The sequence below is a fragment of the Streptomyces sp. CO7 genome (genome assembly GCF_053474865.1).
Genome location: NZ_JBRIOU010000002.1, coordinates 1519696 through 1529619, shown reverse-complemented (window position 1 = coordinate 1529619; position 9924 = coordinate 1519696). Strand labels below are relative to the sequence as shown.

At 74.1% G+C, this 9924-nt stretch carries 10 protein-coding genes; 3 read left to right on the top strand and 7 right to left on the bottom strand.

Annotated features, from left to right (window positions below; all coding sequences use genetic code 11):
* Window positions 1–59: 59 nt before the first annotated feature.
* Window positions 60–2561, bottom strand: coding sequence for a tetratricopeptide repeat protein (locus ACOV8S_RS09005; protein WP_448317181.1), 2502 nt, complete (start codon window positions 2559–2561; stop codon window positions 60–62).
* Between the two features lie 173 nt (window positions 2562–2734).
* Between ACOV8S_RS09005 and cpt the strand changes: the two genes are divergently transcribed.
* Together cpt and ACOV8S_RS08995 are read left to right on the top strand one after the other, a co-directional pair.
* Entirely contained in the window at window positions 2735–3256 is a 522-nt protein-coding gene (gene cpt, locus ACOV8S_RS09000) for a chloramphenicol phosphotransferase CPT (RefSeq protein ID WP_448317405.1), read from the top strand.
* 321 nt (window positions 3257–3577) lie between these two features.
* Window positions 3578–3934, top strand: a complete 357-nt coding sequence (locus ACOV8S_RS08995) for a peptidase inhibitor family I36 protein (RefSeq protein WP_448317180.1) — start codon at window positions 3578–3580, stop codon at window positions 3932–3934.
* Between the two features lie 69 nt (window positions 3935–4003).
* Here the strand turns inward: ACOV8S_RS08995 and ACOV8S_RS08990 are convergent, their stop codons facing one another.
* Together ACOV8S_RS08990 and ACOV8S_RS08985 are read right to left on the bottom strand one after the other, a co-directional pair.
* Window positions 4004–4318, bottom strand: coding sequence for a hypothetical protein (locus tag ACOV8S_RS08990; protein WP_448317179.1), 315 nt, complete (start codon window positions 4316–4318; stop codon window positions 4004–4006).
* Window positions 4318–5163, bottom strand: a complete 846-nt coding sequence (locus ACOV8S_RS08985) for a TIGR02452 family protein (RefSeq protein WP_448317178.1) — start codon at window positions 5161–5163, stop codon at window positions 4318–4320. The genes ACOV8S_RS08990 and ACOV8S_RS08985 overlap by 1 nt, the downstream gene beginning before the upstream one ends.
* Before the next feature lie 162 nt (window positions 5164–5325).
* On the opposite strand from ACOV8S_RS08985, the gene ACOV8S_RS08980 reads away from it, so the two are divergent.
* Window positions 5326–6633, top strand: a complete 1308-nt coding sequence (locus ACOV8S_RS08980) for a HEAT repeat domain-containing protein (RefSeq protein WP_448317177.1) — start codon at window positions 5326–5328, stop codon at window positions 6631–6633.
* A 90-nt stretch (window positions 6634–6723) separates the two neighbouring features.
* Here the strand turns inward: ACOV8S_RS08980 and gdhA are convergent, their stop codons facing one another.
* The 4 genes from gdhA to ACOV8S_RS08960 all read right to left on the bottom strand — a co-directional run bounded on the left by gdhA (window position 6724) and on the right by ACOV8S_RS08960 (window position 9538).
* Complete coding sequence (gene gdhA, locus ACOV8S_RS08975) at window positions 6724–8061, bottom strand: NADP-specific glutamate dehydrogenase (protein ID WP_448317176.1); 1338 nt, start codon at window positions 8059–8061, stop codon at window positions 6724–6726.
* 300 nt (window positions 8062–8361) lie between these two features.
* On the bottom strand, window positions 8362–8871 hold the full coding sequence (locus ACOV8S_RS08970) for an anthrone oxygenase family protein (protein WP_448317175.1): 510 nt from the start codon (window positions 8869–8871) through the stop codon (window positions 8362–8364).
* A gap of 228 nt (window positions 8872–9099) precedes the next feature.
* Window positions 9100–9306, bottom strand: coding sequence for a DUF4287 domain-containing protein (locus tag ACOV8S_RS08965; protein ID WP_448317174.1), 207 nt, complete (start codon window positions 9304–9306; stop codon window positions 9100–9102).
* A 91-nt stretch (window positions 9307–9397) separates the two neighbouring features.
* Window positions 9398–9538: a hypothetical protein gene (locus tag ACOV8S_RS08960; RefSeq protein WP_448317173.1), complete on the bottom strand. Its 141-nt coding sequence runs from the start codon at window positions 9536–9538 to the stop codon at window positions 9398–9400.
* Between the last annotated feature and the right edge of the window lie 386 nt (window positions 9539–9924).

Below are 9924 nucleotides of genomic sequence, written 5' to 3'. Positions count from 1 at the left end.
GAACACGGCGACCCGGGCGGGGCGAGTGAACGCGGCGGCCCGGGCGCGGCGCGCCGGGGCTAGCCGGTGCGTTCGCCGGGCCAAAGGGCCGTGCCGTCGCGCCAAGCGCCGTCCGGGTCCAGGGCCGCGGCCCGGTCGAGGTCCTGCCGGGCGCCCTCGGCGCGGCCGGCCGCCTCGCGGGCACGGGCGCGGCCCACGAGCGCCCAGAGGTCGTCGGGGGAAAGGTCCAGCGCGGCGGTGAAGTCGGCCTCCGCCTCGGCCGGGCGGGCGGACTCGAGGCGCACGATGCCCCGTTCGACCAGCGCCCAGCGGTAGTCGGGGGCGAGCGCGAGGGCCGCGGTCAGGTCGGCCGCCGCCTCGTCGAGGCGCCCCGCCAGGCGGTGCGTCTTGCCCCGTTCGGCCAGCGCCCAGGCGTGGTCCGGCCGCGCGGCCAGCGCCGCGGTCAGGTCGGCCACGGCCTCCTCGTAGCGGCCGGCCTGCCGGTGGCTCCGGCCGCGGCATCCGAGCGCCCAGAGGTACCCGGGGTCGAGGGCGAGGGCGGCGGTGAAGTCGGCGACGGCCTCGTCGAACCGGCCGGCCTGCTGGTGCACCTGACCGCGGGACCCGAGCGCCCGCACCTGACCGGGGTCCAGCGCCAGCGCGGCGGTGAAGTCGGCGACGGCCTCGTCGAACCGCCTGGCCCGGCGGTACGCCTCGCCCCGCTGCGACAGCGCCCGGGGGTCGGCGGGGTCGAGGCGGACGGCGACGTCCAGATCGCGCACGGCCGCCTCGGGACGCCCGGCCCGCAGGTGGGCGCGTCCGCGGTGGAACCGGGCGGCCGCGTTGTCGGGGCCGAGGGCGATCGCCCGGTCGAACTCGGCGACGGCCGCGTCCTCCTGGCCGCCCGCCTCCAGCCGGCGTCCGCGCACCACGTGCGCGTGGGCCTGGGCGGCCGCGTCGAGCGGGCTCAGGGGGGTCAGCAGTGCGCCGAGCGCGGCGACGAGCGGATCCGCCGCCTCCGCCGTCGCCCCGCGCAGGCGCTCGGCCCAGGCGCCCAGGGCCTCGTCCTGGGTGTCCTCCGCCGCTCGGGTGAAAGCGTCGAACCACTGCCGCAACGCGTCCGGCGAGGCCTCGGCCGCGTGTACGGCCTCCTCCAGCGCGCCGGTCAGACAGCCGGCGGGGTGGGCGCAGAGCCGGTGGTACATCTCGTCCAGCCGGTGACGGCGCCAGCGGGCGTCCTGGCGGCGCCGGGCGGCGGGCAGGTTCACCTCCAGACCGGCGCGCCAGGCGGCGTGCGCGTCGGCCAGCCGGAGGTGGACCGCCGTCCAGCCCTGGGGCGAACGCGCCCGCTCCCGCCGGACCATCCCGGCGCGCACCACGGCGTGGTACTTCTTGAACTCGCCGCTGCCGCTCACGAACGGCTGTCCGCACAGCCAGGCCCACAGCCCGCGCGCCTCCTCGGGCACCGCCGCGGCGAACACGTCCTCGTTGAGCCGGGGCGCGAGGGCGCAGGTCAGCACCGCCTCGCGGCACAGCGGGTCGGCGATCCAGCGCACGAACCGTTCCACCGCGGTCTCCGCGGCGTCCCCGTCCGCGTCGACGGCGGCCGCGCTCTCCGGGCGGGCCAGGGCCAGCAGGTCGGCCAGCAGCGGCAGGCCCATGGAGAGCCGCACCACCGCGTCCACCGTCGCCGGCTCGGTGACGCCCCGCCGGGCGAGCAGTTCACGGGTCTCCTGCTCGGTGAACGCCTCCAGCGGCACGTACCGGCCCTGGGCCATGAGCCCGGACCAGTCGTGCTCGTCCAGGTCGTCGCGGCCGGCCAGCACGACCATGACGTTGACCGGCAGCGGACCGAACCCGTCGCGCAGCATGGTGCGCAGCCAGGCGTCGAGGTGCCGGCCGGTCTGCTCCCAGGTGTCCAGGAACAGCACCACCCAGGGACGCTCCTCGCACAGGCCGTCCAGTGCGGTCACGAACTCCCGGCTGACGGCGTCCAGTTCGGGTGCGCGTCCGCGCGTCCGGCGGCCGCGCACCCGCTCGCGCATCTGGTCCATGCCCTCGGCGACCACGTCGGGGTCCACCATCGTGGCGATGAGTCCGCCACCGGGCAGGACGGTCGACGCGCCGCCGAGGACGGCCCGGGAGATCGCCCGGCTCGCCGGGGTGGGACCGTCGTCGGCCGCTCCGTCGAGGTCGACCGGCTCGGCGGCGGCCTCCTGCTCCCGGCGGTACTGCTCGACCGCCCGGTCGAACGCCTTCAAGGGCCGTGTGGCGTCCGACAGTTGACCGGCCAGTGCGATCATCGCGGACAGGATCCCGTGCACGTCGTTCTCGTCCACGGCGGCGGTGGCGGCGCCCGCCTGCCGGGCGGTCTCCCGCCACTGCCGCAACAGTTTGGACTTGCCGACGCCGCCGACACCGCGCACGTGGAAGAGGTACAGGGCGGGGTCGGTCGGCGAGAGCGGGTCCTTGGCCAGGTTCCGCGCGAAGAACGCCATCTCCTCGCGTCGCCCCACGAACCGGTCCAGCGCCCGCAGGGCCGTCAACTCACCACGTGATACCCGTCGTTGCTGTCTCGGCATGTGCGCGTTCCTCCCTCGTCCGGCCCCACGGTACGACGTCCCCGGGCCGCTCGTGGTTGCCCCGCGCGCCGTGCCGGGCGGCCCGTGGACGTCACCGGTCCGCGGGACGCGTCGTTCATATTCCGGTGCGGTCGCGCGGGTGCGCGCTCTAGGGTGGCGCGGTGCACACGCGAATGATCATTCTCAACGGCGGTTCCAGCGCGGGGAAGTCCGGCATCGTGCGGTGTCTGCAGTCCGTGCTGCCGGATCCGTGGCTCGCCTTCGGCTGCGATTCCTTCGTCGACGCGCTGCCGGCGCGGATGCAGTCCTCGCAGGACGGCATCGTGCTCGGGGCGGACGGCGAGGTGACGGTCGGCGCCGAGTTCCGGGCGCTGGAGGCCGCCTGGACCGAGGGCATCGTGACGATGGCCCGCGCGGGCGCCCGGGTGATCATCGACGAGGTCTTCCTCGGCGGGGCGCAGTCGCAGCAGCGGTGGCTGCGGGCCCTGGACGACCTGGACGCTCTCTGGGTGGGTGTGCGGTGCGACAGTGCCGTCGCCTCGGGGCGGGAGATCGCCCGCGGGGACCGCGTCCGGGGGATGGCGGCGTCGCAGGCCGACCTGGTCCATCGGGGCGTCTCCTACGACCTCGAGGTGGACACCACCCGCGCCGAGTCGCTGGAGTGCGCCCGGGCGATCGCGGCCCGCGTCCGCTGACCCGTTCCGCACGGGGTCCGGGCGGCGCCGGCGGGTGCGCGCCGCGATCCGTCACACGCCGACCGCGCCGTCGATCCGTTCGCCGGTGAACCGGCGCTCGCTGTCGGCGCCGTCGGCCAGTTGGACGCGACGCTCCGGGATTTCCATGACCCCATCGTCCAACGCGGCGCCGTCCGCCGGCCGGGGATCGGCCGGATCGCGCAAGCGTCGCGCCGCGGCGCCCGCCTCGGGTCACGACCGCTCGCAGGCGCCCTGCAGTCGGTCCACCGCGATCGGTCCACCGCGGCGTGACCGATCACGGCCGTGATCGTTTCACCCGGCATGCGATCACTTACACAGCTGCGCCGTTCCGCCCTGGTCCTCGCCTGCGGACTCGTCCTGACGGCGGGCCTGTCCTCCACCGCGTCCGCCGACATGTCCGCCGCGGCGCCGGGCGCCGTCGCCGCGAAGGGCCAGTTCCACTGGATCGGCGCCAAGGGCACCCCGTACTTCGTCGAGAATCCGCCCACCGGCGAGTGCCTCGGCATGGCCGAGAAGGGACGCGCCGCGCAGAACCGGACGAACGTCAGGGCGACCGTCTACGCGGGCAAGAAGTGCGGCGGGGCCGCCAAGCGCCTGGCGGCGGGACAGAAGGCGCCGAAGGGCTTCGCCTTCAACAGCGTGCGCTTCGGGCGCTGACCGCCCACGGCGTTTCCTCCCCCGCCCACCGCGGCCCCTGCCCGCGCTCCCGCCACCGCGGTCCATGCGTCAGCCGAGACCGCGGTGGGCGGCCCAGAGCTCACCGGCACGGGTCGCGGCCGCCGTGATCAGGGCCGTGAGCTCGGGTCGGTCGGCCGGGACGGGGAACGACACGTAGGCGCCGCGGCCGCCCGCCGTCGGGCGGCCGTAGGCCTTCGCGGCGAGGGTTCCGTCCGGGAGGAGGCGGATGTTCAGCGTGGACAGGGTGAACTCCTGCCCGCGCCTGACGTCCGTCCAGCGAAGCGCCTCCGGGACGGTGAGGTTGATTGCCAGCGCGCTGACGTCGACGGTGGCGCCGGCTTCTCCGGGCTGATCACTGTTCATCAGGACACCGTGCCCGCTCCGGCGAGGTCACGGAAGGCGTTCTCGAAGGCCGTGCGGGTGGTGGCGGCCCGGGTCCGGTCGAGGATGCCGAACACGACGTGCGCGAACCGTCCCTCGAACCTCCCGCCCGGGGCGAGCAGGCCGCGGAAGGCCTGGGCGACCTCGGCCGGGTCGTTCATGAAGACCCCGCAGCCCCAGGCGCCGAGCACCAGCCGCCGGTAGCCGTGCGCCGCCGCCGTCTCCAGCACGCGCCCGGCCCGGGAGGCCAGGGCGGCGGGGACCTCGGCGACGCGGTCGGGGGCCTTCCGGGCGATGACACCGGCGTTGGGCGCGGGGGCGGTGAGGAAGCCGGCCGTGTACGGCTCGTCCAGCAGACGGCCGCGGTCGTCACGGAAGACCGGCACCGCCGGGGAGTGGATCACCCGGTCCGAGTAGAACGGGTCCCGGTCGGCCCGGTGGTGCTCGTAGTACTCGGGCGCGCGCAGCAGACAGGTGTACAGGGCCGAGCCCCGGCAGAGCGCCTCCTCCTGCGCCTGCGCCCCGTTGAGGTAGCCGCCGCCGGGATTGCGCGCCGAGGCGAAGTTCAGCACCGCCATCGGGTCCGTGCTCCTGCCGGCGAGGCGGCGCGCGGCCTCCAGGCTGCTCTCCGCGGTGACCTCGACGACGGTCCGCACCGGTACCGCGGCCGGCACCGGCACCGGGCCGGGCCCCACCATGCGGGTGCCCTCACGTGCCGCCCGCACCGCTTCGGCGATGGAGACCTCGCGTCCGTCGGGCCCGCGGTAGAACCCCGCCGCCACGATCTCCTCGTTCTCGCGGGCGATCCCCCGCAGCCGTGCGCTCATCCGGTGTGCCGTTCCTCCTCCCGGGCAGGCGGCGCCCACCCCCGACCGGGCACAGTAGCCGCGACGCGCCTCGCGTCCCCACCGGTTTTCCGCGCGGTGAAGAACCCAGCGGCGTCCCTGCGACCAGGCATGACACGATGTGCCGGGGGAGGTGATGTCCGGATGGACGAGCAGGCAGACAGGCTGACGGACGGGCTGACGGGCGGGACGGCGGACGAGCTGCTGCTCGCCGCGATCCACGCGTATGACGTGGACAGGGCCAGGGAACTGGTCGAGGGCGGCGCCGATCCCGACCGTTCGTTGCCGGACGGGACGACCCCGCTCTCGCTCGCCGTCGCCTCGGGCTCCCCCGGGCTGGTGGACGCCGTGCTCGGGAAGGAACCGCGGCTGCGCCTGCCGGCGCGGGAGCGCGAGAGGTTGCTGGCCCTGGCCCGGCGTTGGTACGACACGGGGGCCGAGACCGAGGTGCGCAGGCTCACCGGGGCGCCCGGCGACGCCGAGGTGGTGCGCATCGTGGACGAACCGTACATCGACTGGGACTGGCAGGACCCGGACATCGAGCGGATCACCCTCGGCGGCCGTACCGTCCGGGCCGGGCACGGGGCGGTCCTCACCAAACTCGAATGGGCGTTCCGCGTTCTCACCCCGCCCGGGGAGCTGATCGGGCGCGCCGCCCGCACCGACGCGCGACATGTGGACTTCTGGGAGTCCATCTGGGTCCTCATGCAGCGCGGCAGCGACCGGACCTGGCAGTCCGTCCTGGCGCACCGGAGCCACCCCGACAGAGGCCACCGCCTGTTCGTCGCGGAGCACCTGCGGTGCCTGGGGGTCACCATGGCGCTCGAAGGTATCCGGCAGCGGGAGGCGGACCGCGTCCTCGTCGCCTGGACCGCGCAGGAGGCTGACTCCGAGGTGCTGGCCGGCGTGCTGAACGCGTTGGCCACGGCGGACGACGGAGCGGGCGCCGTCGTCCTTCCCCATGCCGGGCATCCCGACGCCCGGGTGCGCCGTGCGGCCGCCGACTGCCTGCTGAGGTGGCCGTCCGCGCCTTCGTCGGCCGCCCTCGCCGCCCTCACGGCCTTGGCGGGGGACGACGACCCGGGGGTGCGGGAGGCGGCGGCGACGGCCGCCGGTCGCCGCCGGCATCCCCAGACCCGGCGGATCCTCCTGGAGCTGCTCGACGACACGGTCCACACCGTCCGTCTGTCCGCCGCGAACGCGCTCGCCGGGTCACGCGACCCGCATCCGTCGGTAGCCGCAGCGCTGTGGGGGCTCCTCGACGAGGACGATCAGGAGTTGCGTCTTGAGGGGGCGCACGGGTTGTCGCTGCTGGACGATCCCCGCACCCCCGAGGCCCGGGATCGTGTCGGCCCGCTGCGTCCCGAGTTCCTCGAGGACGTGCGCACGTACGGCCTGCGGGCGTGGTGGGGGGAACGACGGCGCGGCGTCGGCACGGGACAGCAGTTGTGACCCGCGAACCTGGACGCGCGCCGAAGAGGCCCGGCGCCGCGCCCTCACCGGGAGGGGCGACGCCGGTCCTCGGCGCGTCGGGACGTCAGGTCAGATGAGACCCTGCGCGAGCATCGCGTCGGCGACCAGCTCGAAGCCGGCGATGTTGGCGCCGACCACGTAGTTGCCGGGGCTGCCGTAGCGCTCGGCGGTGGTGTGGCAGGAGTCGTGGATGTGGCGCATGATCTCCGCCAGACGCTCCTCCGTGTGGGCGAAGCTCCACGAGTCGCGGGAGGCGTTCTGCTGCATCTCCAGGGCGCTGGTGGCCACGCCGCCGGCGTTGGCCGCCTTGCCCGGGCCGAAGGCCACACCGGCCTCCTGGAAGACGCGGACGGCCTCCGGGGTGGTGGGCATGTTGGCGCCCTCGGCGACGGCCTGGACGCCGTTGCGCACCAGGGCGACGGCGTCGGCCTCGTGCAGCTCGTTCTGGGTGGCGCAGGGCAGGGCGACGTCCACCGGGACGCTCCACAGGCCGGCGCCGGGGACGTAGGTGGCGCTGTCGCCGCGGGCCTCGGCGTACTCGGAGACGCGGCCGCGGCGGACCTCCTTGATCTCCTTGAGGAGCTCGAGGTCGATGCCCTTCTCGTCGACGACGTAGCCGCCGGAGTCGGAGCAGGTCACCACGGTCGCGCCGAGCTGGTGGGCCTTCTCGATCGCGTAGATGGCGACGTTGCCGGAGCCGGAGACCGCGACGCGCCGGCCGTCGAGCGAGCCGCCGCGGCTGCGCAGCATCTCCTGGGTGAACAGGACGCAGCCGTAGCCGGTGGCCTCGGTGCGCGCCTGGGCGCCGCCCCAGCCGAGGCCCTTGCCGGTGAGGACGCCGGACTCGTAGCGGTTGGTGATGCGCTTGTACTGACCGAACAGGTAGCCGATCTCGCGACCGCCGACGCCGATGTCACCGGCGGGGACATCGGTGTACTCGCCGAGGTGGCGGTGGAGCTCGGTCATGAACGACTGGCAGAACCGCATGATCTCGGCGTCCGAACGGCCCTTGGGGTCGAAGTCGGAGCCGCCCTTGCCGCCGCCGATGGGCATGCCGGTGAGCGCGTTCTTGAAGATCTGCTCGAAGCCGAGGAACTTCACGATGCCCAGGTTCACCGACGGGTGGAACCGCAGGCCGCCCTTGTAGGGGCCGAGCACGCTGCTGAACTCGACGCGGAAGCCGCGGTTGACGTGGATGTTGCCGGCGTCGTCCGACCACGGCACGCGGAAGATGAGCTGCCGCTCGGGCTCGGCCATGCGCTCGACGATCCGCGCGTCGACCAGCTCGGGCCGCCGCTCGAGCACGGGGTCGAGGGACTCCAGTACCTCGCGCACGGCCTGGTGGAACTCGGTCTCACCCTGGTTGCGACGGAGAATCTCCGCGTACAGCGACTCGATGACGCGCATGTGCAGCCCGTGACCTCTCGTGGTCGGAATGATCTGTGCGCCCCGTCCCGGGGGCGGTCAAGAGGGTTCCCCTCGCCGTTGAGGACGCCGCCGCGGGCCACCCGAGAGCGGGGATGCCCGTGCGCGCGACGCGCAGAACCGTTCGTGCACCTCCATTGTCCCAGTGGTCCCACCGATTCCATCGACCGTATCCACATGGCGGACACCACTCACCGCTCAGCGGTCACCCTCAGTGGCCCACCTCACACATACCGTCGTCCCGGCGGACGCGCCATCGGAGCGACGGGCGCGCCGGGGCCGTCACCCCGTGGCCGCACCGTGGTCCACGAGCGCAAGGCACAGCAGGGCGAGGGACGCCGTGCACAGCAGGGTCCGGACGTGGTTGGCGCGGACCCACGGCCGCTCGAAACGGTTCCGCACCGCCGCGAGACCGACGGCTCCGGCCTGCGCGCCCGCCTGCTCGAGGTCGTTGTTGAGCGGGATGTTGACGCGCGCGGTCAGCAGGACCGCGGCCAGGTACAGGGCGGTCGCCGCCACCACCGGGACGAGGCCGCCGCCCGCGTCCCGGTCCACGGCGAGCAGAACCACGGCCGCCACGTCGCACACCAGCGCTCCCCCGTAGCCGAGGAGGAACCAGCCGTTCAGGATGGCGACGTTGATGTTCCGCATCGTCTCCACCACGGTCCGGTCGTCCGTCCTGGCCAGCCCCGGCATCACCGCGATCGAGAAGGCCTGGAACAGACCGGCCGTCAGACCGGTGGTCACCGTCGCGGCGACCAGGACGACGAAGCGAGCCGTCTCCATCTCCATGGCGTGTTCCCCCCTGACGTCGTCGGCCGCCGCACGGCGGTGCCCGAGCGGCGGTGGGACACGCCGCAGCCTACGGCCGGATCACCGAGCCGTCCGGTGCTCCGCGACTCCGGGGCGGCCTGTGGCCGCCGATGCGAAGCTCGCAACGCGCCGGCTTCGCGGGCGGAGCACACCGTCGGGTGGAGCCGGGGGCCCATGGGTCCCCCCGCCCCCAAGCCTTTGGGCCCGTCAGCGGGTTTCGGCCAAAGTGTGCGCGACGAGGGCGTTGGCGTGGCCGTGCCCGAGGCCGTGCTCGCTCTTGAGCCAGGCGACCAGCTCCATGTGGCGGGTCAGCGACGAGGCACGGATCAGGTCCTTCCATTCGGCGATCGGACGGCCGTACTTCTTCTCGATGGAGGGGAAGTAGCTCGCGGGTCCCTTCACGGGTGCGGTCATGCGGTCTCTCCTGCGGGGTGCCGTACGGGGGTCGCCGAAGCGCTGTCACCTCGTACGACCGCCCGCACCGCGCGAACTCATCGGTTCCCGCTCAGGAGATGTGCCCCTGTCCGTGGGGCGTCGCGCCGATCGGCGTCAGCACCCGGACGTAGGACAGGACCGACGCGAAGAGGATCGGCCACATCGGCAGGTGCCGGGAGTGCGGGACGCACGGGCCGTGCGTGCGCAGCACCTCTCCCCTGACCCCGCGCCCAGCATCTGCGCTGCGCCCGGACGGAGCGCGGGGTGTGCGGCCCCTCCATGCCGGTCACGGCCTTGGGCTCGTAGCCGGGAGGTGACGGGCCTTCAGGGGCGCCGCCAGGTGAGCTCGACTTGACGGCCTCGGGATGCAGGTGGGCGTCCGCGTCGCAGCCCAGGACGAGGTCGTGGCGGGTCCGGTGGAACTCGTCGTTCGAGCCGGTCGGCCTTCCCCCGTTTTGTCGGAGAGTGAGCTCCACCACGTCGGTGCGGTGAGCCATGTCACGTCCCATGTCGTGGGGCCCCGCGCGGCCCGGAGGGCGGCGGGGGCGGTCGCATCGGAGCGATCGCACCCCCATAAGATCGGCTACGGCCTAGGCC

Coding starts and splice junctions, on each gene's coding strand:
- ACOV8S_RS09005 (WP_448317181.1), bottom strand. CDS start 2,561: ATGCCGAGACAGCAACGACGGGTATCACGTGGTGAGTTGACGGCCCTG.
- cpt (WP_448317405.1), top strand. CDS start 2,735: ATGATCATTCTCAACGGCGGTTCCAGCGCGGGGAAGTCCGGCATCGTG.
- ACOV8S_RS08995 (WP_448317180.1), top strand. CDS start 3,578: ATGCGATCACTTACACAGCTGCGCCGTTCCGCCCTGGTCCTCGCCTGC.
- ACOV8S_RS08990 (WP_448317179.1), bottom strand. CDS start 4,318: ATGAACAGTGATCAGCCCGGAGAAGCCGGCGCCACCGTCGACGTCAGC.
- ACOV8S_RS08985 (WP_448317178.1), bottom strand. CDS start 5,163: ATGAGCGCACGGCTGCGGGGGATCGCCCGCGAGAACGAGGAGATCGTG.
- ACOV8S_RS08980 (WP_448317177.1), top strand. CDS start 5,326: ATGGACGAGCAGGCAGACAGGCTGACGGACGGGCTGACGGGCGGGACG.
- gdhA (WP_448317176.1), bottom strand. CDS start 8,061: ATGCGCGTCATCGAGTCGCTGTACGCGGAGATTCTCCGTCGCAACCAG.
- ACOV8S_RS08970 (WP_448317175.1), bottom strand. CDS start 8,871: ATGGAGATGGAGACGGCTCGCTTCGTCGTCCTGGTCGCCGCGACGGTG.
- ACOV8S_RS08965 (WP_448317174.1), bottom strand. CDS start 9,306: ATGACCGCACCCGTGAAGGGACCCGCGAGCTACTTCCCCTCCATCGAG.